Source organism: Methyloversatilis discipulorum (genome assembly GCF_000385375.1).
Taxonomy (GTDB): domain Bacteria; phylum Pseudomonadota; class Gammaproteobacteria; order Burkholderiales; family Rhodocyclaceae; genus Methyloversatilis; species Methyloversatilis discipulorum_A.
This window is the reverse complement of the sequence record NZ_ARVV01000001.1, coordinates 878640-903477: the sequence shown is the minus strand read 5'-3', so window position 1 is coordinate 903477 and position 24838 is coordinate 878640. Positions and strand designations below refer to the sequence as shown.

General features: G+C 66.9%; 24 protein-coding genes. 13 read left to right on the top strand and 11 right to left on the bottom strand.

Annotated elements, in window-relative coordinates; genetic code table 11:
* Positions 1 to 6 precede the first annotated feature (6 nt).
* The 9 genes from METRZ18153_RS0104310 to METRZ18153_RS0104270 form a co-directional block, all read right to left on the bottom strand.
* Positions 7 to 240, bottom strand: coding sequence for a BolA family protein (locus tag METRZ18153_RS0104310; RefSeq protein WP_020163568.1), 234 nt, complete (start codon positions 238 to 240; stop codon positions 7 to 9).
* A gap of 2 nt (positions 241 to 242) precedes the next feature.
* On the bottom strand, positions 243 to 1001 hold the full coding sequence (locus METRZ18153_RS0104305; protein ID WP_020163567.1) for an ABC transporter permease: 759 nt from the start codon (positions 999 to 1001) through the stop codon (positions 243 to 245).
* On the bottom strand, positions 1001 to 1915 hold the full coding sequence (locus tag METRZ18153_RS0104300; RefSeq protein WP_020163566.1) for an ABC transporter ATP-binding protein: 915 nt from the start codon (positions 1913 to 1915) through the stop codon (positions 1001 to 1003). The genes METRZ18153_RS0104305 and METRZ18153_RS0104300 overlap by 1 nt, the downstream gene beginning before the upstream one ends.
* 48 nt (positions 1916 to 1963) lie before the next feature.
* Complete coding sequence (locus METRZ18153_RS0104295; protein ID WP_020163565.1) at positions 1964 to 2263, bottom strand: STAS domain-containing protein; 300 nt, start codon at positions 2261 to 2263, stop codon at positions 1964 to 1966.
* On the bottom strand, positions 2260 to 2904 hold the full coding sequence (locus tag METRZ18153_RS0104290; protein ID WP_029143539.1) for an ABC transporter substrate-binding protein: 645 nt from the start codon (positions 2902 to 2904) through the stop codon (positions 2260 to 2262). Before METRZ18153_RS0104290 ends, METRZ18153_RS0104295 begins: the two co-directional genes overlap by 4 nt.
* 85 nt (positions 2905 to 2989) lie before the next feature.
* Positions 2990 to 3871, bottom strand: coding sequence for an MlaA family lipoprotein (locus tag METRZ18153_RS0104285; RefSeq protein ID WP_020163563.1), 882 nt, complete (start codon positions 3869 to 3871; stop codon positions 2990 to 2992).
* A 32-nt stretch (positions 3872 to 3903) separates the two neighbouring features.
* Positions 3904 to 4380: an outer membrane lipid asymmetry maintenance protein MlaD gene (mlaD, locus tag METRZ18153_RS0104280; protein ID WP_020163562.1), complete on the bottom strand. Its 477-nt coding sequence runs from the start codon at positions 4378 to 4380 to the stop codon at positions 3904 to 3906.
* Positions 4377 to 5165, bottom strand: a complete 789-nt coding sequence (gene mlaE / locus METRZ18153_RS0104275) for a lipid asymmetry maintenance ABC transporter permease subunit MlaE (protein ID WP_019919473.1) — start codon at positions 5163 to 5165, stop codon at positions 4377 to 4379. The genes mlaD and mlaE overlap by 4 nt, the downstream gene beginning before the upstream one ends.
* On the bottom strand, positions 5162 to 5983 hold the full coding sequence (locus METRZ18153_RS0104270) for an ABC transporter ATP-binding protein (protein ID WP_019919474.1): 822 nt from the start codon (positions 5981 to 5983) through the stop codon (positions 5162 to 5164). Before METRZ18153_RS0104270 ends, mlaE begins: the two co-directional genes overlap by 4 nt.
* Before the next feature lie 108 nt (positions 5984 to 6091).
* Between METRZ18153_RS0104270 and METRZ18153_RS0104265 the strand changes: the two genes are divergently transcribed.
* The 12 genes from METRZ18153_RS0104265 to METRZ18153_RS0104210 all read left to right on the top strand — a co-directional run bounded on the left by METRZ18153_RS0104265 (position 6092) and on the right by METRZ18153_RS0104210 (position 20457).
* Entirely contained in the window at positions 6092 to 7516 is a 1425-nt protein-coding gene (locus tag METRZ18153_RS0104265) for a sigma-54-dependent transcriptional regulator (RefSeq protein ID WP_020163561.1), read from the top strand.
* A 1-nt stretch (position 7517) separates the two neighbouring features.
* Entirely contained in the window at positions 7518 to 8891 is a 1374-nt protein-coding gene (locus METRZ18153_RS0104260; protein WP_020163560.1) for an ExeA family protein, read from the top strand.
* 109 nt (positions 8892 to 9000) lie between these two features.
* Complete coding sequence (locus METRZ18153_RS0104255) at positions 9001 to 10791, top strand: type II secretion system protein GspD (protein ID WP_232415960.1); 1791 nt, start codon at positions 9001 to 9003, stop codon at positions 10789 to 10791.
* A complete protein-coding gene (locus tag METRZ18153_RS0104250) occupies positions 10788 to 12026 on the top strand; it encodes a tetratricopeptide repeat protein (protein WP_020163558.1) in 1239 nt (412 codons plus the stop codon). The genes METRZ18153_RS0104255 and METRZ18153_RS0104250 overlap by 4 nt, the downstream gene beginning before the upstream one ends.
* Positions 12027 to 12030: 4 nt before the next feature.
* On the top strand, positions 12031 to 13767 hold the full coding sequence (locus tag METRZ18153_RS0104245) for a GspE/PulE family protein (RefSeq protein WP_029143538.1): 1737 nt from the start codon (positions 12031 to 12033) through the stop codon (positions 13765 to 13767).
* A gap of 4 nt (positions 13768 to 13771) precedes the next feature.
* A complete protein-coding gene (locus METRZ18153_RS0104240; protein WP_020163556.1) occupies positions 13772 to 14974 on the top strand; it encodes a type II secretion system F family protein in 1203 nt (400 codons plus the stop codon).
* The gene (locus METRZ18153_RS0104235; RefSeq protein WP_020163555.1) at positions 14974 to 16497 is read left to right on the top strand and encodes a hypothetical protein; all 1524 of its coding nucleotides are present in this window, start codon (positions 14974 to 14976) and stop codon (positions 16495 to 16497) included. The genes METRZ18153_RS0104240 and METRZ18153_RS0104235 overlap by 1 nt, the downstream gene beginning before the upstream one ends.
* Positions 16494 to 17096, top strand: coding sequence for a hypothetical protein (locus METRZ18153_RS0104230; RefSeq protein ID WP_020163554.1), 603 nt, complete (start codon positions 16494 to 16496; stop codon positions 17094 to 17096). Before METRZ18153_RS0104235 ends, METRZ18153_RS0104230 begins: the two co-directional genes overlap by 4 nt.
* The gene (locus METRZ18153_RS0104225) at positions 17093 to 17497 is read left to right on the top strand and encodes a hypothetical protein (RefSeq protein ID WP_020163553.1); all 405 of its coding nucleotides are present in this window, start codon (positions 17093 to 17095) and stop codon (positions 17495 to 17497) included. Before METRZ18153_RS0104230 ends, METRZ18153_RS0104225 begins: the two co-directional genes overlap by 4 nt.
* Positions 17494 to 18393 carry a hypothetical protein gene (locus METRZ18153_RS0104220; RefSeq protein WP_020163552.1) on the top strand — a complete coding sequence of 300 codons (900 nt, stop codon included), beginning with the start codon at positions 17494 to 17496 and terminating at the stop codon, positions 18391 to 18393. Before METRZ18153_RS0104225 ends, METRZ18153_RS0104220 begins: the two co-directional genes overlap by 4 nt.
* The gene (locus METRZ18153_RS0104215; protein ID WP_020163551.1) at positions 18390 to 19103 is read left to right on the top strand and encodes a type II secretion system protein; all 714 of its coding nucleotides are present in this window, start codon (positions 18390 to 18392) and stop codon (positions 19101 to 19103) included. Before METRZ18153_RS0104220 ends, METRZ18153_RS0104215 begins: the two co-directional genes overlap by 4 nt.
* A gap of 40 nt (positions 19104 to 19143) precedes the next feature.
* Complete coding sequence (locus METRZ18153_RS0104210; RefSeq protein ID WP_020163550.1) at positions 19144 to 20457, top strand: adenylate/guanylate cyclase domain-containing protein; 1314 nt, start codon at positions 19144 to 19146, stop codon at positions 20455 to 20457.
* A 365-nt stretch (positions 20458 to 20822) separates the two neighbouring features.
* On the opposite strand, the gene METRZ18153_RS0104205 is transcribed toward METRZ18153_RS0104210, so the two are convergent.
* Together METRZ18153_RS0104205 and folE are read right to left on the bottom strand one after the other, a co-directional pair.
* Positions 20823 to 21959 carry a porin gene (locus tag METRZ18153_RS0104205; protein WP_020163549.1) on the bottom strand — a complete coding sequence of 379 codons (1137 nt, stop codon included), beginning with the start codon at positions 21957 to 21959 and terminating at the stop codon, positions 20823 to 20825.
* Positions 21960 to 22328: 369 nt separating this feature from the next.
* Entirely contained in the window at positions 22329 to 22940 is a 612-nt protein-coding gene (folE, locus tag METRZ18153_RS0104200; protein ID WP_020163548.1) for a GTP cyclohydrolase I FolE, read from the bottom strand.
* Between the two features lie 371 nt (positions 22941 to 23311).
* Between folE and METRZ18153_RS0104195 the strand changes: the two genes are divergently transcribed.
* Positions 23312 to 24802, top strand: a complete 1491-nt coding sequence (locus METRZ18153_RS0104195) for a DegQ family serine endoprotease (RefSeq protein ID WP_020163547.1) — start codon at positions 23312 to 23314, stop codon at positions 24800 to 24802.
* Positions 24803 to 24838: the final 36 nt, after the last annotated feature.

Sequence of the window (24838 nt, the reverse complement as noted above, 5' to 3'; positions counted from 1 at the left end):
GGGCGATCAGGCCTTCCACTCGTCCGGCGTCAGCGTCTTCATCGACAGCGCGTGGATTTCCTCGCGCATGCGGTCGCCCAGCGCGGCATAGACCAGCTGGTGACGGCGCACGCTGCGCAGTCCTTCGAAGGCCGTCGACACGATGATGGCCTCGAAATGCTGGCCGTCACCAGCGACTTGACAGTGCTGGCAGTCGATGCCGGCGGTGATGGAAGCCTGGATGCTTTCGGGAGTGACCATGTTCAACTTCTCAGTTTGTAGCCGCGCGCCAGCATGTTCAGCGTGATGCCCGCAAGCACCGCGAAACTGCCGCCCGCGACCAGGGCGCTGATCCACGGGGAGACGTCCGACTGTCCGAAGAAGCCGTAACGGAAACCGTCGATCATGTAGAAAAAAGGGTTCAGGTGCGACACCGCCTGCCAGAAGTCGGGCAGCGTGTGTATGGAGTAGAACACACCCGACAGGAAGGTGAGCGGCATCACGACGAAATTCTGGAAAGCGGCCAGCTGGTCGAACTTGTCGGCCCAGATGCCCGCAATCACGCCGAGACTTGCAAGAATTGCTCCACCCACGGTGGCAAAGAACAGTATCCACAGCGGATGGGCATAAGGCAGTTCAACGAACCACAACGTCACCAGCCAGACGCCCGCGCCAACCACCAGGCCACGTATCACCGCGGCCAGCACATAGGCGGCGAAGAACTCGCGGTAGGAAATCGGAGGCAGCAGCACGAACACGATGTTGCCGGTCACCTTGGACTGGATCAGCGACGACGAGCTGTTCGAGAACGCATTCTGCAGCAGGCTCATCATGACCAAGCCCGGCACCAGGAAGGCGGTATAGCTGACACCGCCATAGACTTCGACCTGGCGGTCGAGCACGTGCGAAAACACCAACAGGTAGAGCAGCGCGGTCAGCACCGGCGCCGCCACGGTCTGGAAGCTCACCTTCCAGAAGCGCAACAACTCCTTGTACAGCAGGGTACGCAGGGCCATGCTCATCAGGCAGCGTCCTGCATCATGGCGATGAATACGTCCTCGAGATCGGGCTTCGCCAGTTCTATGTCGTCGAAGGTGACGCCCGCAGCGCGCAATCGCGCCAGACAGGCCGCGACGTCGTCCGCGCTGTCGAGCACGATGGCGACCCGGCCATCGGGCGTAGCCCGCGCCAAGGCGCGAAATTCGGCCGGCAATGCTGTGCCACTGCCCAGACGCAGGCGCAAGGTCTGCTGCACACGGCGCGACAGCAGGTCCGCCGTCCGTTCCAGCGCGACCACCCGACCTTGCTTCAGCATGGCGATACGCCCACAAAGGCTTTCAGCCTCTTCGAGGTAGTGCGTCGTGAGCACGATGGTGTGGCCCTGCTTGTTCAGGTCGCGCACGAAGGCCCACAGGCCTTGCCGCAGTTCGACGTCGACGCCGGCCGTGGGCTCGTCGAGCACGATGAGCGGCGGCCGATGCACCAGCGCCTGCGCCACCAGCACGCGTCGCTTCATGCCGCCGGACAGGCGGCGCATGTTCACGTCCGCCTTCGCTTCGAGATCCAGCCGCTGCAGGATTTCGTCGATCCAGTCGTCGTTGCGGCGCAGGCCGAAATAGCCGGACTGGATGCGCAGCGTTTCGCGCACGGTGAAGAAGGGATCGAACACCAGTTCCTGCGGCACGACGCCCAGCCGGGCGCGCGCGGCGCGATAGTCGGTCACCGTATCGTGCCCGAGCACGCGGATCGAGCCGGAATCGGCACGGCACAGGCCGGCCATCGCGGAAATCAGCGTGGTCTTGCCGGCGCCGTTCGGCCCGAGCAGGCCGAAGAACTCGCCCTGCTTCACTTCGAGCGTAACGTTGTCGAGCGCCTGCAGCGAACCGAATCGCTTGCAGACGCCCTCGATCAGCAAGGCAGCGGTGGAATCAGACATGAAAGAACTGCAGTACCGGCCCCCACAGGAGGCCGGAAGAAGCACACATCAGCGAGCGGTCGCGTCGTCGGCGTCCAGTCCGCAGTAGGACGACACCTCGTACAGTCGGGCCAGGCTGGTCAGTCCGGCCGGTGCCCCCGTGACCGGCAGCGGGCCATCGCTGCCGCCGCTCGCACGTTCCCACGCGAGCAGCACGGCGATGGCCGACGAATCGACGTCCTCGACTGCCGACAGGTCGATCGACTTTGCCGAAGGCAGCAGCGCCAGACCGGCGTCGCGCAGCGCCATCGCCTCGGGCAGTCGCATCGTGCCGCTGACGCGCAGCACGCCGTTGTCGAGCGCGATCATTTGGCCGCCGCAGCCGGCGCAGGCAACGGAGCCGGTGCGGTCGATGCGTTCTTGGCGCGCAGCGTCTTGACCAGACCATCGACACCGCCGGCACGTATCTCTGCGGCAAAGGTTTCGCGGTAGTTGGTCACCAGGCTGACGCCCGACACCATCACGTCGTACACCTTCCAGCCCTCTTCCTTCTTCTCCAGCGCGTAGTCGAGCGGAATCGGGCGACCGCCCGGCTGGTTGATCTGCGTGCGCACCGTCACGTCGGTGTCGGCGGCGCCCATCTTGAACGGGCGGTAATCGACGGTCTGGTTGCGGTAGCTGGTCAGCGCGTTCGAATAGGTACGCACCAGCAGGGTGCGGAACTCTTCGGTCAGCACCTTCTTCTGCTCGGGCGTCGTCGCGCGCCACTCCTTGCCGAGCGCCAGCGCCGTCATGCGCGTGAAATTGAAATGCGGCAGCACGCGGGTTTCGACCAGTTCCGCCGTCTTGGCCGTATCGCCGGCCTTGATCGACGGATCGGTGCGCAGCGTGGTCAGGACATCCTCGGTCACTTCCTTGACCAGCACGTCCGGCGCCTTCAGCACGTTTGCCTGCGCGACCGCACTTGCGGCGAAGGCAACCATCAGTAATTGAACAAAGCGCTTGAACATATGTGCTCCCGGAAAAGAAAGAGGCCTGTCGGAACGCGACAGGCCGTGATGACCGCGCTGCCCGGCGTGGCGCCGGGCTTGCCGATCAGAACGAGACGGCTGCGGTGTCCACCGGTTCGGTGGCCGGCTCGGACGCATTCGCTGCATCAACGTCCGACTTCTCCGGCGCGCCGACAAGCATCATCGTCCATGTCGATTCGAGCGGTTCCATCGTCAGAAGGTTCTCGCTGGGCAGCGACGCCGAGTCATCGGCTTCGCGCGGCGGGTTGCCGTCATGGATGGCACTGCGGCGATGCTGCAGATAGGCGTCGCGCACATAAGCGTACTTGTCGATGGCCGCCGCTTCGAGCGCATCCTCTGCCTTCAGCAGGTTGGCGCGGGTGTCGATGGCGCGCAGCGCGATGGCGGTGTTGCGGTAGCCGCGATGAGCATCGGCGTCACGCACCGGGTCGACATAGATGTCTGCAGCAAGACCGAAGGTATCACGCACGGTGCGCGGGCCGAGAATCGGCAGCACGACGTAGGCGCCGTCGCCGACACCCCAGCGGCCGAGGGTCTGACCGAAATCTTCCTCGTGCTTTTCGAGGCCCATCGGCGTCGCGACGTCGAACAGGCCGAGAATGCCCAGGGTCGAGTTGACCAGCACGCGGCCAGCGTCCGAGAGCGCATCGACCGGCTTGCCCTGCAGCAGGTTGTTTACGCCCGTCCACAGGTCGGCGATGTTGGCGAAGAAATTGGAGACGCCGGTCTGCACCGGATCCGGCATCACGAAGTCGTAGCCTTGGGCGACCGGCTTGATCACCGCCTTGTCGACCGTCTCGTTGAACGAGAACATCGCGCGGTTGTAGCCTTCGATCGGATCCTTGGGATTGCCCGAGGTCGCACAGCCGGTGAACAGCACGGCTGCAGCGGTGGCGGCAAGCACCGAGCGGATGTTGAGATTCGACTGCTTGTTGGTTTTGGTCATCTGTCGGGCTTCCCGGCTATGCATTCGGTACGTCACTGCTCGGGAGCGGTCGGGCTCTCGGCAGCCTTGTTGAACATGAACTGGCTGATCAGCTTTTCAAGCACCACTGCAGACTGCGTCTTGGTGATGGTGGCACCGGCCTGAAGCATTTCGGTGTCGCCACCGACTTCGAAACCGATGTACTGCTCACCCAGCAAACCCGAGGTCAGAATGGTTGCGAAGGTGTCGCGCGGGAAACTGTAGCGCTTGTCCACATCCATTTTCACCACGGCGACATACAGATTCGGGTCAAAAGTGATTTCCGTCACCCGGCCCACCACGACGCCCGAGCTTTTGACGGGCGCACGCGGTTTCAGGCCGCCGATGTTATCAAAGTTGGCTTGCAGCCTGTATGTCTCCCCGATGTTAGCGGACGCAAGGTTGCCGACCTTTAGTGCCAGAAACAACACTGCAGCCACGCCGACGGCGACAAAAACACCGACCCACAGGTCGAGAACGGTACGGTTCATCCATTGCCCCTGAACATGAAGGAGGTCAGCACAAAGTCCAGCGCCAGAATGGCCAGCGCCGAATTGACGACGGTACGGGTGATCGCCCGCGACACGCCCTCGGCGGTGGGCGCCGAGTCATAACCTTCGAAAACCGCGATCAGCGCGACCGCGAAGCCGAAAACGACGCTCTTGATGACGCCGTTCACGATGTCGTATCGGAAATCGACCGACGCCTGCATCTGTGACCAGAAAGCGCCGTCGTCGACGCCGATGAACACGACGCCGATGAACCAGGCACCGAACACGCCCATGGTCGAGAACAGGGCGGCCAGCAGCGGCATCGAAATGACGCCACCCCAGAAGCGCGGCGCGACGACGCGGGCGATCGGGTCAACCGCCATCATGTCCATCGCCTTCAGCTGCTCGGTCGTCTTCATCAGGCCGATTTCGGCAGTCAGCGCCGAGCCGGCGCGACTGGCGAACAGCAGGCCGGCGACTACCGGACCCAGTTCGCGTACCAGCGACAGTGCGACCAGAATGCCCAGCGCCTCGCTGGAACCGTAGCGCTGCAGCGTTTCGTAGCCCTGCAGGCCGAGCACCAGGCCGACGAAGAAGCCGGACACCAGAATGATGATCAGCGACAGCACGCCGGTGGAAAACACCTCGCGTATCGTCAGCTGAAAGCGCGCGAACGAGGTGCCGGAGCGCAGCAGGATGGCGAAGAAGAAGCGGGTGGCAAAACCGAGTCGCCAGATGCCATCGACGGTGCGGGCGCCCATGGCGCGGAAGACACGCGCGATCATGAACGGACCTCCATCAAGGCCTTGCGGTAGTCGTCGGTCGGATAGTGGAAAGGCAGCGGCCCGTCGGTTTCGGCATTGACGAACTGCTTCACGAAGGGGTCGGTCGAGGCGCGGATTTCGTCCGGCGTGCCTTGTGCGACCACCTTGCCGCCGGACAGGAAGTAGATGTAATCGACGATTTCCAGCGATTCGTGCACGTCGTGCGTCACCATGATGGAACTTGCACCGAGCGCATCGTTGAGCTTGCGGATGAGCTGCCCGACCACCGCCAGCGAAATCGGATCGAGACCGGCGAAAGGCTCGTCGTACATGATGAGCATCGGATCCAGCGCCACCGCGCGCGCCAGCGCCACCCGGCGCGACATGCCGCCCGACAGCTCGTTCGGCATCAGCTTGTGCGCGCCGCGCAGACCGACCGCGTGCAGCTTCATCAGCACCAGATCGCGGATCATGTCTTCCGGCAGATCGGTGTGCTCGCGCAGCGGGAAAGCGACGTTGTCGAACACCGTCAGATCGGTGAACAGCGCGCCGAACTGGAACAGCATGCCCATGCGCCGGCGCAGCGCGTACATGTCGCGGCGCGACAGCTTGGCCAGATCGTGCTCGGCCACCTGGATGCGGCCGGCGGTGGGCTTGAGCTGGCCACCGATCAGACGCAGCAGCGTGGTCTTGCCGCAGCCGCTGCCGCCCATGATGGCGACAAGCTTGCCGCGCGGAATGCGCAGATTGATGCCGGTCAGGATGGGCCGCTTGTCGTACGCGAAGTCGACACTCGACAGGTCGACCAGAATGTCTTCGGCCGGAGGGGAAGCGGACACGAGCGCGGAACGGTCTTGTGGTAAAGGTCGCGGATTGTAGCAGACGCGCCGGCCGGCCCCGCCGGGCGGAATCCACCGCTGCGCGCTGCGCTATGATGGCCGGCACACATGCCGAACTCAGCCCGATCCCCTGCAAGCCGTCCAGGACTGCTCATCGTCGACGACGATCCGCTGATCGCCGACTCGCTGTCCTTCCTGCTTGAAGCGGATTTCGACGTGGTCAGTCACGCGTCGCGCAGCGCAGCCATCAGTTGGCTGCGCGAGCAGGCGAGTCCGCCGGCGCTGGCGCTGATCGATCTCGGCCTGCCGCCCAACCCGCATCGTCCGGATGAAGGCTACGCGCTGATCGCCGACCTGCTCGCACATTCGCCGGACACGCGCATCGTCGTGCTGTCGGGCCAGGGCGAGGAGAACGTCGCGCGCCACGCTCGCGCACTCGGCGCCACCGAATTCGTCGCCAAACCGGCGCAGCCGCAGGCGCTCAATGCGCTGCTGCGCCAGCTCGCCCGGACCTGCCACGAGGAAGACTCGCCTGCGCTGCCGGCCCTGATCGGCATCAGCGCACAGATGGAACGCCTGCGCGCGCAGATAGAACAGTACGCGCGTCTGCCCTACCCGGTGCTGATCGAGGGCGAGTCGGGCACCGGCAAGGACATCGTGGCCAACCGCCTGCACGCCGTCGGCGGCAGCGACCGCCCCTTCCTGGCGCTGAACTGCGCCGCGATCTCGCCCAGCCTGGTCGAGCCCACGCTGTTCGGTCACGCCCGCGGCGCCTTCACCGGCGCGCAGTCGGCGCGCGCCGGCTATTTCGAGGAAGCCGCCGCCGGCACGCTGTTCCTCGACGAGATCGGCGAACTGCCGCTGGACCTCCAGGCCAAGCTGCTGCGCGTGCTGGAGAACGGCGAATTCCAGCGCGTCGGCGAAACCCAGTTGCGGCGCTCGAACGCGCGCATCGTCGCCGCCACCAACCGCGACCTCGGCGCTGAAGTGCGCGCCGGCCGCTTCCGCTCCGACCTCTATCACCGGCTCAGCGTATTCACCATTTCGCTGCCGCCGCTGCGCGACATGGGCGACGACCGCCTGCGCCTGCTCGATCATTTCCGCAGCCAGTTCTGCGCCCAGCTCGCCCGTCCGCCCTTCACGCTCGATGCCGCGGCGCGCACCGCGTGGCTGGACTACGGTTTTCCCGGCAATGTGCGCGAACTGCGCAACATCGTCATCCGTCTCGCCACGAAGTATCCGGGTCAGGAGGTCGGTCGCGAGGCCCTGCTCGCCGAGTTCGACCCGACCATACGCAGCGGCGCGGCTGCGGACGAGGACGGCGACCTGATAGACATCGCCACTGCCGAACTGCGCGCCGGCGGCTTCCGCCTCGACGCCAAGCTGCGCGAGTGGGAATCCGCCTATATAGATGCAGCCATGCGCCTGGCGCGCGGCAACGTCAGCGCTGCGGCGCGCCTGCTCGGCATCGCGCGCACCACGCTGTACCACCGGATGGAAGCGCCGGACGGCGACGCCGGCGCGCAGGACTGACATGTATCTCGATCACTTCGGCCTGCGCGAAGCGCCCTTCCTGATCACCCCGCACGCCGACTTCTTCTTCGGCGGCGCCAACCGCAGCGCGCTGCTCGACGCGCTGGTCTACGCGCTCGGCCGCGAAGAGGGTCTGGTCAAGGTGAGCGGCGAAGTCGGCACCGGCAAGACCATGCTCGCACGCGTGCTGATTGGCAGACTGCCGCCGCACCTGCGCGCGATCTACCTGGCCGATCCGCTGATGAACCGCGGCGAGCTGCTGGCCGTGCTGGCCGACGAGCTGGGCTGCGCCGACACCGCTGGCGACAGCGCTCACCGCATGCTGCGCGCAGTGCAGCAGGCGCTGGTCGCCGAGTTCTCGGCGGGTCGGCAGATCGTGCTGCTGATCGACGAAGCGCATGCGATGCCGGCCGATACGCTGGAACAGATCCGCCTGCTGTCCAATCTCGAATCCGAGCGCCACAAGCTGATCAAGATCGCGCTGTTCGGCCAGCCGGAACTCGACGCCCTGCTCGACCGGCCGGACATGCGACAGCTGAAGGACCGCATCACGCAACACTTCCGGCTCGACCCGCTGGCGCCGGATGACGTCGCGACCTACATCGACTTCCGCATGCGCGCCGCCGGCTATCGCGGCCCGGCTGTGTTCGAGCGGGCGGCGACGGCACGCATCGCGCGCGATTCCGGCGGTCTCACCCGGCGCATCAACGTGCTGGCCGACAAGTCCCTGCTGGCCGCTTTCGCCCGCAACGCACACGCGGTGACGCTGGCCGACGCGCAACGCGCCGCCGCCGACACGCAGACGCGCGCTGACCTGCCGCCGCAGCGCAAGGCAGCGCGCAACTTGCTGCTCACGCTGGGCGGAGTTGCGCTGGTCGGCGCCGGCTATCTGCTCGGCCGCGGCGATCGGGTGGCCGCACCGTCGGTTGCCGACACGGTGACCGCCCGCGCGGAGGCGGCCGCAGCGACAGCGCCGACGCCGCCCACCCCGGCCGCGTTGCCCGCGAATACAGGTGAGCTGGCCGCGCCTCCTGCGCCGGCTCCGGCCGATCCTCTGGAATCGCTGCTGACGGCGAGCCGGGCCTGGTCGACGACGGCCCCGGGCGAACGCTGGTTCGTGCAACTGATGTCGGTGCCCGCCGGTCGTGCCGACCACGTGCTCGACTATGTGCGTCGCGCGGGCCGCGCACTTGATCCGCAGCAGCTGCGTGCCTACCGCACGGACACCGCGGGCGACACGCAGCTGGCGGTGATCTATGGCGATTTCGCCGATCTGCGCAGCGCGCAGCAGGCGGTCGACGCGATGCCCGACTGGATACGCGGCACGCGACCCGTCGTGCGGCAGCTGCGCAGCCTGCGCACCGACAAACCATGACAATGGAATTTATCGTGTACGATGGCCCGCGCATCATCTTGATCCGCCAATGATTGCGCGTACCATCCTTTTCCGAACCCCGTCCGCCACCGCGACCATGACCGCATCGATGCGTGCTGCACCTGCCGACACCCGGACCGGACGGCCCTCCCGTTACCGCCGCATCGGTCTGCTCGGCACCCTGATGGCGCTGCTGACCGGCTGCGCCGTACATGCGCCGCAGCCGGCCTCGACCGCCCATGTACTGGCCGACAAGCCCGCGGCACGACCGGCCGACGACATCCCGCCGCCGGTCACCCGGCCGCTCGCGCCACCGCAGCCGCAACCGCGGCACAAGACCGAAACCTACAGCGTGGTGGTGAATCAGGTACCGGTGCGCGAACTGCTGTTCGCGCTGGCGCGCGACGCTCGGGTCAACGTCGACATCCACCCGGGCATCGAGGGCGCAGTCACGCTGAACGCGATCGACCAGACGCTGCCGCAGTTGCTGGCGCGCATCGCCCACCAGGTCGACATGCGTTTCGAACTGGACGGCCAGAATCTGGTGGTGATGCCGGACGCCCCCTTCCTGCGCAGCTACCGCGTCGACTACGTGAACATGTCGCGCGACGTGACCGGCGCGGTGTCGATCAACACGCAGATCGCCTCGACCACGTCGGCCGCGGTCAGCAGCGCCGGCGGCGGTGGCGGTGGCGGCAGCGTCGTCGGCACTGGTGCGACGGCCGCCGGCAACAGTTCGAGCACGCGCATCGAGAACGTCGCGCGGAACCGCTTCTGGGAATCGCTGGAACGCAATATCCGCGATCTGCTGCGCGAGACCGACAAGCTGCTGCCGGCGGAGAGCAGCGAAGCGCCGGTGGCACCGGTGGCCGGTGCCGAGGGCTCGGCAACGCCGCCTGAGCGGCGGACCACCTTCCGCGAAGCGGCGGCCGTCATCCTGAATCCCGAGACCGGCGTCATCAATGTGCGCGCCACCTCACGCCAGCACGAGAAGGTGCAGGAGTTCATCACCCAGGTGACGCGCATCGCGCGCCGCCAGGTGCTGATCGAAGCAACCATCGCCGAGGTGCAGCTGACCGACAACTACCAGCAGGGCATAGACTGGACCGCCTTCGCCGGCGGCGGCAAGCGCGGTGGCGCCACGCTGTCCCTGAACACCACCTCGACCGACTTCACGACCAACCAGCCCTTCGCGATCGGACTCGGACGCAACCGCGAACTGTCGGACAGCATCAAGCTGCTCGAAACCTATGGCGACGTGAAGGTGCTGTCCAGCCCGAAACTGTCGGTGCTGAACAACCAGACCGCGCTGCTCAAGGTGGTCAACAACATCGTCTACTTCGAGATCAAGTCCGACGTCGTCGCCAACACCAACACGCAGGCGGTACGCAGCTTCACCGCGACGCCGCGTTCCGTGTCGGTCGGCCTGGTGATGGCGGTGACGCCACAGATCAGCGCAGACGGCTTCGTGCTGCTCAATGTGCGGCCGACGATTTCGCGCAAGGTGGGCGACGCGCAGGACCCGACGCCCGACCTCAGCGCCCCCAATCTGGTGCCGGTCATCCAGACGCGCGAACTCGAATCGGTGATGCGCGTAGCCAGCGGCGAAACCGCCGTGCTCGGCGGGCTGATGCAGGACGAGATCAATTTCCGTCGCGACAGTATTCCGGGTGTATCGGTGCTGCCGATACTTGGACCGCTGCTGTCGGCGCGCAACGAAACCTCGCGCAAGACCGAACTGGTGGTGCTGATCCGCCCGGTGGTCATCGCTGACGCCAGCCTGGACGGCGACTACGCGCCGTTGAGCAGCGCGCTGCCGGGTCGAGACTTCCTGACGCCTTCCTTTCCGCCGCCGACGCTGCAGCCGCCGAAAGGACCGTCCACGGAGCCGGCGCCGTGAGCCTGCTGCTGGAGGCGCTGAAGAAGGCCGAGGCGGCCAAGCGTCGCGACGACGAGGGTGGTGGCGACGCACCGGCTACCGAGCCGCAGCCGGCGCCCGCCGCCCCGCGCATCACCCCGGCGCACGAACTCGAACTGATCGACGACGAAATCGCTCAGGCCGCCCGCTTCGCCGGGCTCGACGTGCCGGAACCCACGCCGTCCGTACCGCCGCCCGCCAGCCCGGGCAGCGAGGCGGCGCGCCTGCTGTTCGACGCGAAGAAGCCGACGTCGCGTCCGCCCTCGCTGGCCTGGCTGCTCGGTGGCGGCGCGCTGCTGCTGCTCGGCGTCGGCGGCTGGGTCGCCTGGCAGCTGTCGTCGCTGGACAGCGGCCGCTCGGCGCCTGCAGTACCCGCGGCAGCACCCGTCGCAGCCCCGACGAACACGCCAATGGCCGAACCGGTCAAGGCGCCAGTCGAACAGTCACCGTTGGCCATGGTCCCCCCGACCGCTACCGCTACCGCGCCTGCCGCCGAGCCGATCGCCCCGAGCCGGGCCGCGCTTCCCGTAACCGCGCCGGCGATGCCGGATTCGTCCCGTTTCCTGTCCGGTCAGCTGTCGGCCAACCCGCCGGTGGTCGAGGCGCCGCCGCCCGCACCAGCCGCCGCGCCGATCCGCATTACCCGTAATGCCCCCGCCGTGCCGCAGGACGTGGCGGACGGCTACACCGCCTTCCAGGCTGGCGAGTTCGACCGCGCCCGTATCGCCTACGAACGCGCGTTGCGCGCCGATCCGCGCAATCCCGACGCGCTGCACGGTCTGGCCGCGCTGGCCCAGCACCGGCGCGACGAAGCCGGCGTGCGCCAGCTGATGCGGCGCATCGCCGAAGTCGATCCGTCGGATACCGCCGCCCGCGTCGCACTCAGCGACAACGTCGATCCGGCAGTCCAGGAAGCGCGCCTGCTCGACATCGCGGCCGCCCAGCCGAAATCGGCCGCCGCCGCGTTCGCGCTCGGTTCGCTGTATGCGTCGCAGGCGCGCTGGCGCGAGGCGCAGCAGGCCTATTTCAACGCCTACACGCTGGCACCCGAGCAGCCCGACCACGCCTACAACCTCGCCGTCAGCCTGGACCAGCTGCGCCAGCCGCGCCTCGCACTACAGTACTACCGTGAGGCGATGTCGCTGCGCGCGCAGCACGCCGCGGCCTTCGATGCCGACATGGTGGCGGCGCGCATCCGGTCGCTGGAGGCACGCTGACGCGATGAATGCTCCGGTCAAACCACAACGCCAGCCGCTTGGCCAGATGCTGCTCGCGCAGGGGCTGGTGTCGGAGGACCAGCTGCGCATCGCGCTGCAGGAACAGCAACGGCAGAACATCCCGATGGGCCGGTTGCTGGTTCAGCTCGGCTTCGTCAGCGAAGCGACGCTGCGCGACGCGCTCGGCGTCACGCTGGGCAAGCGCACGGTAGACCTGACGCACGCGCTGGTCGATGCCGACGCATTGCGCCTGGTGCCGCAGGCGCTCGCCAAGCGCCATCTGCTGCTGCCGCTTAACTACGCGCCGAGCGCCCGTCGGCTGACGGTGGCCGTTTCAGACGTAAACGACATCGTCGCCCTCGACCAACTGCGCGCGCTGCTGCCCGAGGGCATGGACCTCGACACCGTGCTGGCCGGCGAAACCGAGCTGGCGCACGCGATCGACCAGGCCTACGGCCACGAACTGTCGATCGAAGGCATCCTGACCGAACTGGAAACCGGCGAAGTCGACTACCGCGCGCTGGCCGCGTCGGCCGACGAGTACAGCCAGCCGGTGGTGCGCCTGATCGACGCGCTGCTGACCGATGCGGTCAAGCGCGAAGCGTCCGACATCCACTTCGAGCCGGAAGCCGGCTTCCTGCGCATCCGTTACCGCATCGACGGCCTGCTGCGGCAGATCCGTGCGCTGCACCGCTCCTACTGGCCGGCGATGGCGGTGCGCATCAAGGTGATGGCGGGCATGAACATCGCCGAAATGCGCGCGCCGCAGGACGGCCGCATTTCGCTCACCATCAGCGGCCGGCCGGTGGACTTCCGCGTGTCGTCGCAACCGACGCTGCACGGCGAGAACATCGTGCTGCGCATCCTCGATCGCGCGCGCGGCATCGTGCCGCTCGACGGCCTCGGTCTGGCCGAGTCGCAGCTCGACCAGCTGAAACTGATGATCGCGCGACCGGAGGGCATCATCCTCGCCACCGGCCCGACCGGCAGCGGCAAGACCACCACGCTCTATTCGGTGCTGAACCACATCAACTCCGAAGGCGTGAATATCATGACGCTGGAGGACCCGGTCGAGTACCCGATGGCGCAGATCCGCCAGACCTCGGTCGCCGAATCGGTCAAGCTTGATTTCGCCAACGGCGTGCGTTCGATGATGCGGCAGGACCCGGACATCATTCTGGTCGGCGAGATCCGCGATGCCGAAACCGCCGACATGGCCTTCCGCGCCGCGATGACCGGTCACCAGGTGTATTCGACGCTGCACACCAATTCGGCGCTGGGCGCCATTCCGCGCCTGCTCGACATCGGCATCCTGCCGGACATCATGGCCGGCAACATCATCGGCGTGATCGCGCAACGTCTGCTGCGCCGGCTGTGCGTCTATTGCCGCCGGGCGCGCACGGCCGAACCGCACGAAGTGCACCTGCTCGGCGTGCGCGACGGCAATCCGCCGGACATCCACGACGCGGTCGGCTGCCCGGCCTGCGAATTCACTGGCTACCGTGGCCGGCTGGCGGTGATGGAACTGCTGCGCATGGATTCCGACCTCGACGAACTGGTCGCTCGCCGCGCCACCGCGCGCGAACTGCGCAACGCCGCCCGCGCCAAGGGCTTCCGTACGCTGGCCGAGGACGGCCTGCGGCGCGTGCTCGACGGTTCGACCTCGCTGGAGGAGCTGGCGCGCGTGGTCGACCTGACCGAGCGCATGAGCCAGGGCGGGCCGGACTGGTACGCGAGGTAGCGCGGTGGCCATCTTCTCGTACAAGGCGATGAACGCGCAGGGCCGTATGGTGTTCGGCCGCATGGACGCCGCCAATCTGGTCGATCTGGAAATGCGCCTGAAGCGCATGCAGCTCGACTTCGTGAACGGCCAGCCGATGAAGCACGCGCAGCCGCTGTTCGGCCACAGCCTGCCGCGTATCGAACTGATCAACTTCAGCTTCCACCTCGAACAACTGGTGCGTTCCGGCGTGCCGCTGATCGAGGCACTGACCGACCTGCGCGATTCGACCGAACACCCGCGCATGCGCGAAATCGTCGCCTCGCTGGTCGAGAGCATCGAGGGCGGGCGTTCGCTGTCGCAGGCGATGGCCGAACATCCGGGCGCCTTCAGCAAGGTGTTCTGCGCACTGGTGCGCGCCGGCGAACTGACCGGCAACCTGCCGGAAGTGCTGCGCGAACAGGTCGAGGCCTTCAAGTGGGAGGATGAGCTGGTGTCGCAGACCCGCCGTCTGCTCACCTACCCGGCCATCGTCGGCACCTTCCTGCTGTTCGTGATCGGCGTGCTGATGCTGGTGGTGGTGCCCGATCTGGCGCGCTTCTTCCGCAACACCGGGCTCGAACTGCCACTGCAGACGCGCATCCTGATGGGTACGTCGGAATTCCTGCAGGCCTGGTGGCCGGCGCTCATCCTGCTCGTCGTGCTGGCGGTCGTCGGCGGCGCGGCGCTGCTGCGCCTCAACCCGGCACTGCGCCAGCGGGTGGACTGGATCAAGCTCAATCTGCCGGTGGTCGGCCCCATCCTGCACAAGGTGGTGCTGTCGCGCTTCGCCAGCATGTTCGCGATGATGTACGGCGCCGGCATCCCCATTATCGACGCCGTGCGCACTTCGGAGGACGTGGTCGGCAACGAGGCGGTGCGCGATTCGCTGCGGCGCGCCGGCATGCTGATCGGCCAGGGCCAGAACGTCACCGCCGCCTTCCAGAGCGTGGGCCTGTTTCCGCCACTCGTGGTGCGCATGCTGCGCGTCGGCGAAAGCACCGGCGCACTCGACCGCGCGCTGCGCGAGGTGTCCTACTTCTACACGCGCGATGTGCGCGAGTCGATCGCCCGCGCGCAGGCGGCGATGGAACCCACACTGACGCTGGTGCTCGGCCTGCTGCTGATGGGCGTCGCCTTCTCGGTGCTGGGACCGGTGTACGACATGCTGACCCGGCTGAAGATCTGATGCCGCGCCGCCACGTGCTCTATCTCGACGCCACGCAACTGGTCGCCTGGGGATGGCGGGCCGGCGAGGTGACGCTGCGCGGGCGCTTCGCCAACGACGCCGAAGGCCATGCGCAGTTCGCCGAGTTCCTGCGCCAGCGCCGCGACAGTCTTTTCCTGCTGCTGTGCGATCTGGTGGACGAGGCCTTCGTCGCCGAAAACGTGCCCTTCGTCCGCGGCGGCGACCGCGTGTCGCTGCTGCGTCGCAAGCTGGCCCAGCATTTCTTCGGCACCCCCTTCACCTGCGCGCATTCTCTCGGCCGGCTGCGCAGCGGTCGCCGCGACGAACAGATGCTGTTCTGCGCGCTCACCCGCCCCGCTCATCTTGAGCCCTGGCTGGCGGCGCTGCGCGCTGCCGAAGCGGCGTTGAGCGGCATCCACAGCGTGCCGCTGGTCAGCGAACCGATACTCGAACGGTTGCGCGTGACCGAAGGCCAGTCCTTGCTGCTGGGCATCAGCCCTGCCGGCGTGCGGCAGAGCTTCTTCGAGGGCGGCCGGCTGCGCTTTTCGCGCCTCACACCGCTGAGCGCACTGTCCAGCAACGACCTGCCGCGCGCCTGCGCCGAAGAGGCGCGACGGCTGCATCCCTATCTGCTCGGCCAGCGCCTGATCGCCCGCAACACGCCGCTGACGGTGCGCGTGCTGGTACCGCCAGCAAACATGGACGACTTCGCGCTCGCCTGCCGGTCGAATGACACGCTGCAGTTCGAACTGATAGACAGCGAACAGGCGGCCGCCCGATTGGGCCTGCGGCCGCCGCCTCAGGACATGAACAGCGAGACACTGTTCGTGCAGGCGCTGATGCGCAACACCCCGGCAGAGCAGTTCGCGCCGTCGGCCGAACGTCGCTTCCATCGCATCTGGCTCACCCGTTTCGCACTGCGCGCCGCCGGCAGCGTAGCGCTGGCGGCCTGTCTGCTGTTCTCGGCGCACAGCGCACTCGACAGCTTCGAGATGCGGCAGGACACACTGCGCCTGAACGACGACGCACAGCGCGCGCAGCGCGCGCGCGCCGACATCATCCGCCGGCTGCCGCCGACGCCGGTGCCGCTGGACACGCTGCGCGTCGTGCATGAGCGCAGTCTGCAGATCGAACAGCGCAGCGCGATGCCGGACGGCCTGATGCGCGAGCTGGGGGCGGTACTCGAACAGCTGCCGCAGGTGACGCTGGACAAGCTCGAGTGGCGACTCGCCGCCGACCTGGCGAACGGGAACAATGGCGCGCTGCCGCCGATGCGTGCCGAACTGATCGTGCACGCCCACCTGCCGGAGGAATTCGGTGCGCAGCAGCGGCGCGCACTGGAGGTGGTCGACGCGTTGGCCGGCCAGTTGCGCGCGCGCCCCGGACTGGACGTCCAGGTACTGCGCCAGCCTTTCGATCTCGAATCCGGCCAGGTATTGCGCGGCGGCACCCGCACCGAGCGGACCGATGCCGGCAATGCGCCACCGTTCTCGCTGCGCATCAGCAGGGTGCTGGCACCATGATGCGGCCGGGCGATCTGCGCAAGGCGGGGGGCAGCGCGCTGCTGGCACTGGCGATGGCATTGGCCGGCGCGGCGGCGGTGTGGGCCAGCACCCGGCTCGCCAGCGACGTGCGGCAGGCACACGAGCGCGCCTTGGCCGCGCGCACCGACGCGCAGCGCGCGCTCGCCGGGGCGCGCGCCGAGGAGGCGGAAATCGCCGCCAAGATCGACCGCTTCCGCCATCTGGTCGAGCGCGGTGCGGTCGGTACGGAACAGCGTCTGGCCTGGGTGGAGTTGATCCGCGACGCGCGCGCGCGACACCACCTCGGTGCCGTCGATTACGAGTTCTCGCCGCAGCGCCCGCTCGATCCGCTGATCGCGCCGGCGGACGCCGATCAGCTCGAAGCCGCCGGCAGCACGCTGCGCATCCGCACGCCGCTGCTGCACGAAGGTCAGCTGATCGCCCTGCTCGACGACCTCGCATTGAATGCATCGGCCGTCGTTCGCGTGCGCGAATGCAGCGTCACGCGCGCCGCCGTCGCCAGTGAGGCGGAACAGCTGGTGGCGGACTGCCTGCTCGACTGGATCACCTTCCGCCCACGCCAGGGAGCCGGCTCGTGAAGCGGCACGCGCTCGCTCTGCTGCTCGTCGCGTTCTGCGGCGCCGCTGTAGCGCAGCCGCTGGGCCGGCTGTTCTACAGTGACGAGGAACGGGCCCGGCTGGACGTCCGTCGCGGCCAGCCGGTCGACAACACGGCACCGCGTCAGGTCGGCACCGTGCGCCATGACGGCGTCGTCACCCGTTCGTCCGGCCCGCCGACCTGGTTCGTCAATGGCGCGCCAGCCGATGGCGAAACACTGTCGGCGCTGCCGGCCCGTACCGTCGGCGCCACGCTGCAACTGAAGGGCGCCGATGGCCGCCCGCTGCGTCTGCGTCCAGGCGAGCAGGCGGCGGTGGACGAAGCCGGCGAAGCCACGCCATCGGGTGCCGCCATCGACATCCGCCCGGGGCGCACGCGATGAAGCGTCGTCAGCAGGGCAGCGCATTGCTGATCGCGGTCGGTCTGCTCGGTCTGCTGGCGATGGCCACGCTGGCACGCGCCCTGTCATCGCCGCCGGGCGCCGAAGCGGCGCTGGCCACCGAGCGCGCGCTGGCGCGGGCACGCGAGGCCCTGGTCGCCTACGGTGCGCTCGGCAATGCAGCCGGCAGCCACGACAATTCACCGGGCGCGCTGCCCTGCCCCGACCTCGACAACGACGGTGTATCGGACCTGAACTGCAGCGCGCACATCGGCCGCCTGCCCTGGCGCACGCTGGGCCTCGGCCCGCTGCTCGACGGCGCCGGGGAATGTCTCTGGTACGCCCGCAGTCCCCGCTACAGCAATAACATCCAGACCAGCGAGCGCGGCACGTCGGCCGACAAGCCGGCACTGAATCCGGCCACACCGGGCGAAATCGTCGAAGTGAACGCCGAAGGCGCCACCGGTCGCCGGCTGGCAGCGGTCGTCATCGCGCCTGGACTGCCGCTGCCCGGCCAGCAGCGCGGCGCGGTCAGCGGCCTGTCCGGCTGCCGCAGCGGCGACCTCGCGCAGTTCCTGGAGGATGTCGACGTCGGCGGCACGCCCTACCCGCACAGCAGCGGGCTGAATGCGGTGACGCTGCTCGCCGGCGACGGCTTCAACGACAGCGTGCTCGGCATGGACACACCGCGCCTGTTCACCACCGCCGGCGCGCGCGTGCTTGGCGACATCCAGCTTGCAGGCGGCACGCCAACCCATGTCTGGTGGACGCAGAACCTGTGGTGTACCCAGGTCTGCGTCACCGCCAGCAGCGGACGCATCACGCTGGCCGACGGCGGCAGCGTGTCGCGCGCGCTCGGTGTCTTCCCGGCGTGCGCCAGCCCGTGCAGCGGAACATGAAGACAGCGCGCGGATTCACCCTGGTCGAGATCGCGATGGCGCTGACCATCATCGCGCTGCTCAGCGTCGGCGCGATCGGTACGCTGCAGATGGCCATGCTGCGCGCGCGCATCGCCGAAACGCAGGACGCGCTGCGCGAGGCGCGCGAGGCGGTCACCGCCTACGCCGTCGCCAATCGCTCGCTGCCCTGCCCCGCCGTGTCGGCGACCGACGGCACCGAACAGAGCCGCGCCGGCGGCAGTTGCGCCAGCCGACGCGGCCTGCTGCCGTGGACGACACTGGGCGTACGCGGGCTCGACGGCTGGGGCAACCGGCTCGGCTACGTCGTATCGTCCGGAATGGTGAAGAGCCCGGCCGGGCGCATCGCGCTCAGTGACACCGGCAGCATCCGCATCTACGCGCGCGACGCGGCCGGCACGCAATCGGAAATCGTCACCCAGACGGCGGTCGCCTACGCGCTGTGGTCGCATGGCGAGAACGGCCGCGGTGCGACGACCGCGGTCGGCACGCTGATCGCCGACGATTCGACGAGCAACATTGACGAAGACGTGAACAGCTCCCAACCCGCAAATAACGCCGAACAGACGCTGTATGCGCGGGAGGGCAGCAGCAGCGCGGACGCGGTCGGTGGCGAGTTCGACGATCTGGTGGTATGGGAATCGCGCTTCGTGCTGTTCGGCCGCATGATCAGTTCCGGGCAGCTGCCGTGACCCGTCTCTTAACAGCGACAGATATTCACGGGTCCGTGCGATGAGTACCGGCTTCTTCACGCGCCTGCGCAGCGGCGGCATCCTGCCGTCGGACAGCGCCGACGAGCGCCTCAACAAATCGCTGCTGGTGCTGGCGACCGGCCTGGTCTGCGTCGCCTCTACGCTGTGGCTGGCGGTCTACTGGAGCCTGGGGCCGCGGCTGTCGGCCACGCTGCCCTTCGCCTATCAGCTGCTGCTCGCGGGCAACCTTGCCCTCTTCCTGTACGGCGGCAATTTCCGGCTGTTCCGCAACACGCAGCTCGGGCTTTTCCTGTTCGCGCCTTTCGTCGCGCAGTGGGCGATCGGCAACTTCATCACCGCCAGCGGCATCCTGCTGTGGGGGCTGCTCGCTCCGATCGGCGCCATCCTGTGCATCGGCGCGCGCGAGGCGCTGGCCTGGTTCTTCGCCTACGCTTTCCTGGTCGCGCTGACCGGTTTCTTCGACTACTACCTCGCCGACGCCGCGACTTACCGCAACGCGCTGGTGCCGGTGGAAACCAGCGTCGTATTCTTCGCGCTGAACTTCCTCGCCGTCTCCAGCATCGTGTTCATGCTGCTGCGCTTCGCCATCGAACAGAAACAGATCATCGCGCGCCGGCTGGCCGAAGCACACACATTGCTGGAACAGGAACAGGAACGTTCGGAGCGACTGCTGCTGAACATCCTGCCAGGGCCGGTCGCCGAGCGTCTCAAGCAGAACGAGAAGAACATCGCCGACGGCTTCGCTGACGTCAGCGTCATGTTCGCCGACATCGTGAACTTCACCCAGGTCGCCGCCGGCATGACGCCGTCACAGGTTTTCTCGATGCTGAACCGCGTGTTCTCCCGCTTCGACGAACAGGCCGAGGCGCGTGGCCTGGAGAAGATCAAGACCATAGGCGACGCCTACATGGTGGCCGGCGGACTGAATTCTGGAAACGCCGACTACACGGCGGCCGTCGCCGACCTCGCATTGGAAATGCGCGACTGGCTGCGTAATCAGACCACCGGCACCGGCGTATTGCTCGATCTGCGCATAGGCATAGGCACCGGCCCGGTCGTCGCCGGCGTCGTCGGCAAGAAGAAGTTCATCTACGACCTGTGGGGCGACACGGTGAATCTGGCCAGCCGCATCACTACCGAGGGCGTGCCCGGCATGGTGCAGGTCGATACCGCGACCTACCTGCGGCTGCGCAGCCGCTACGACTTCCACGAGCCGCAAACGCTTTACCTCAAGGGCAAGGGCGACACCGTGGTGTATCGGCTGATCGGGCGCAAGGAGGACAGCACCGAATTGCGGACGGACAGCGTGGACATCCTGCTCGACGCAGGGTGAGTACAGGTTTGGCGAGCGGGGGCTTGATCACAATGCGACCACCTCCGTTAGGCGGACACGTTGCATACCCCGTCGCGCCTGAAGATCTGGCGACGGTCGAGCTAGCTGATCAGCCGCGCAGCAATGGGACGCAGGCGCCAGCAAGGGCATCGAACATGCGAGATACCCGTCACGAGCAGGCATTCATTTCTCTGCCGCCTGCCACGCAGCCCCTCTTCCAACAGTCCCGCCTGTGCGTCCATTAGATTGACCTGGCGCGCGCCTGCCTTCTCGACAAACGATCACAATAAGCTGATGTGGCAGGTGAACGAAAAACGGGCGCCCGAAGGCGCCCGTTTGAGCACGACTTTCTGATCGGAAACCGATTAGAAGGTGTGAGCGAGACCGATGTTGAAGCCGGAATCGCCGTAGCCGGTGCCGTTGGCGCCGCCCGAACCCGTGCCGTTGCCGCCGGCAGCGTTCTTCGAGATGCCGCAACGGGCCAGATCGTCGTTGTTGATCTTGGCGTAGGTTGCGTACGCGGTGGTGCGCTTCGAGAAGGCGTACTCGCCACCGATGCCCCACTTCGAGCAATCGCTGTCAGCAGCGCGATCGTCGTTGGCCTTGACGTACGAAGCCTTCAGGGTGATGTTCGAAGTCACCGGAGCCGACAGACCGATCAGCCAGCCGTCGCCGTTCGAGACAGCCTTCGAGGCGGTGTCGTCACCTTCGGTGCTTTCGTAGTAAGCCGACAGCTTGGCAACGCCGAAGTCGTAGCTGGCACCAGCAACCCACAGGTCGAATTCGAGATCGCCGCCGCCCGGGGCAACGCGCTTGATCTGGAGGTTTTCGTAGTCGAGCAGCAGGCTGATCGGGCCGTTGTCGTACATGGCGGCGATCGCGTACAGCGGGGTGTCGCCAGTTTCGACGTCCTGACCAGCGATGGCGCCGGAGCCGGCTTCCGACAGCAGCGACGTGGTGTAAGCAGCCAGGAACTTCAGGCCGGGGGCCAGTTCCGGGGTGATGTACACAACGGCGTTGTCAGCACGGTCAGCCTGACCCAGACCCGAGGTCACGCCGAACAGCGAACCGGCGTTGGCAACGGTCTGGTTCTTGAACGGGTCGTACTTGCCGACGAAGGAGTAACGGGCGCCATCAACGCGGCCACCGAGGGCGGTACCGAAGGCACCGGTCAGGCCAACCCAGCTGTGACGGTTGGTGGTGGAACCGAACGAGGTGCCGCTGTCGCCCGAGAAGCCGAATTCGAATTCGTAGATGGCCTTCAGGCCGTTGCCCAGATCTTCCGAACCCTTGAAGCCGAAGCGGTTGGTGCCGAGGATACCGTCTTCGAAGTCGTTCAGACGGCCAGTGCGACCGGCTTGCGACAGGCCACCGCTGTCACCACCGCGGGACATGAAACCGTAGTCGATGCGACCGTAGATGGTCACGTTGGAAGCTTCGGCCATGACGGCGGCCGGGGCGAGCGCTGCGGCAATGGCAGCGGCAAGCAGTTTCTTGGACATTACGCAAATCTCCTCTTGCGATGATAGTGGGTGCCCGGATCGTATTCGGCCTCGCGGCCGCTGCACTGCCGGGCTACACACCTTCGGAGCTTCAGAAGGTGTGGCGGACTGTACCGAAGCAGCAAAGTCGGCCGCAAGCCATGCGTTGAATTACGTATGCCCCTGGATCAAGTCTTGTGGTTTTTGCGCAACAAGGCCAGTTCGCGCGAAAGCGGCGGGGCATTTGCAGGCGTGGCGCCTCGTGCGCCCGGTCTGCGTGACCCGCGGCATCGACGTCCGGCTGTGGTTCGACGGAGCACGGATACAAAAAAGCCCGGGCCGATCAGCACCCGGGCTCCATGTGTCCGCCAGACGGACCACTGCGCGAACTCAGACGCCGCAGCTGCCGCTGCCGCCGGAGCGGCCGATCAGATCGAAGAACTCGCGGCGGGTGCGCGCGTCATCGCGGAAGGCGCCCAGCATGCGGCTGGTGACCATCGCGACACCCGGCTTGTGCACGCCCCGCGTGGTCATGCACTCGTGCGCGGCCTCGATCACGACGGCTACGCCGCGAGGCTGCAGCACTTCATACAGTGCGTCGGCCACCTGCACGGTCATCTTTTCCTGGATCTGCAGGCGCTTGGCGAACACCTCGACCAGTCGCGCCAGCTTGGAAATGCCGACCACGCGGCGATCCGGCAGATAGGCGACGTGTGCCGTACCGATGATGGGCACCATATGGTGTTCGCAATGGCTCTCGAAGCGGATGCCGGTCAGTGCGATCACCTCGTCGTAGCCCTCGACTTCCTCGAAGGTGCGCGACAGCACTTCGCGCGGATCCTCTGCGTAGCCCGCAAAGAACTCCTCGTAGGCCTTGACCACGCGCTTCGGCGTGTCGATCAGGCCTTCGCGCGTCGGATCGTCGCCGGTCCAGCGGATCAGGGTGCGAACGGCCGCTTCGGCTTCCTCGCGGGTCGGACGACCGGTGTCAGTGCTCTTCATGTTCTTCCTGTACTTATATATATGGTGGGTCGGCGGCCGGCTTGCGCCCGCCTTCGGCGACCCGGGCCGTCCATGTTGGCGGCGCAGGCCGGGGTTTTCAAGAGGTTTGAGCAGTCTGTGACCCTTGATATGGCGTTTTTGCTCCCCAGATTGAACAGCGTTAGGGCCTGTTGACCTTGAGTCGCGAACCGCGTTTGCAGCGCGCGAGCCACTGTCAATAGACCCTCGGCCCACGGCTTGACGATTGTTTCCGGATGCAAGCCACCGGAACAGCCCGCAGCCGGGCCCGCTCCATCGTTCGCCCAGAAGTTGCGCCGACTCATTTCAGCCAGGTTGTCAGGCGCGCAAACACACGTCAGGAGAGGACATCGATGAAGATCAAGCTGTCTCGTACCGCACTCGCCGCACTGACCGCGACGGCCTTCGGGCTGGGCGCCACGGCGACGACTGTCGACTGGATGCGCCACGCAGAAGCCGCACCGCAGTCGAAGCCGGTGCAGATTGCACAGGCGGCGACGATCACCGCGCCGACGACGGCGCCCCTGGTTGCCGGCCTTCCGGATTTCAGCACGCTGGTCGAGCAGACCTCGCCGTCGGTGGTGAACATCAGCGTGATCGGCAAGCCTTCGCGCGTGGCGGTGAATCCGAACGACCCGATGTTCGAGTTCTTCCGCCGCTTCGGCATCCCGGTGCCGCAGAACCCGCAGCGTGGCGGTGAAGGACCGGCGCCGCGCGGCATCGGCTCCGGCTTCGTCATCAGTCCTGACGGCTATATCCTGACCAATGCACACGTGGTGGCCGATGCCGCCGAGGTAACGGTCAAATTCACCGACAAGCGCGAGTACAAGGCAAAGGTGATCGGCAGCGACAAGCGCACCGACGTCGCGCTGATCAAGATCGACGCGAAGAACCTGCCGGCCGTGAAGCTGGGCAATGCCGACACCACCCGCGTCGGCGAGTGGGTAGCCGCCATCGGCGCGCCCTTCGGTTTCGAGAACACGGTGACTGCCGGCATCGTCAGCGCCAAGTCGCGCGCGCTGCCTGACGAGTCACTGGTGCCCTTCATCCAGACCGACGTAGCGATCAACCCGGGCAATTCCGGCGGTCCGCTGTTCAACCTGAACGGCGAGGTGATCGGCATCAATTCGCAGATCTACTCGCGCACCGGCGGCTTCATGGGTCTGTCCTTCGCCATTCCGATCGACGTGGCGATGCGGGTGGCCGACCAGATCAAGCAGTACGGGCGTGCCAAGCACGCCCGTCTCGGCGTCAGCATCCAGCCGATCACGCGCGAACTGGCCGACAGCTTCGGCCTCGACCGCGCGCGTGGTGCGCTGGTCGCCAACGTCGAACAGGGCGGTCCGGCCGACAAGGCCGGTCTGCAAGCCGGCGACGTGATCCTGTCGGTCGATGGCCGAGCGGTGTCCGATTCCTTCGACCTGCCGAAAGTGATCGGCAATCTGGCGCCCGGCAAGACGGTCAAGATGAAGGTATGGCGTCAGGGTGCGGAACGTGACCTGAGCGCGACGCTGGGCGAACAGAGCGACAGCGAGGTGACGGCGCTCGACGAAGGTGGCCGCGACAGCGGACCGGTCCGCGACCGGCTCGGCCTCGCCGTGCGTCCGCTGACCGGTGCGGAATCGCAGCAGCTGGGCGTCACCCGCGGTCTGGTCGTAGCCGACGCCGGCGGCGCGGCCGCACAGGCGGGAATCCAGCCGGGCGACGCCATCCTTGCGGTAAATGGTCAGCCGGTCGGCAGCGCGGAAGAACTGGCGAGGCTGGTGGAAAAGGCCAAGGGCCGCATCGCGCTGCTGATCCAGCGCGGCGACAACCGGCTGTTCGTGCCGATCCGGGTAGGCTGATTCCCCAACTCTGACGTCGCGGCCGAGGCCGCTCCC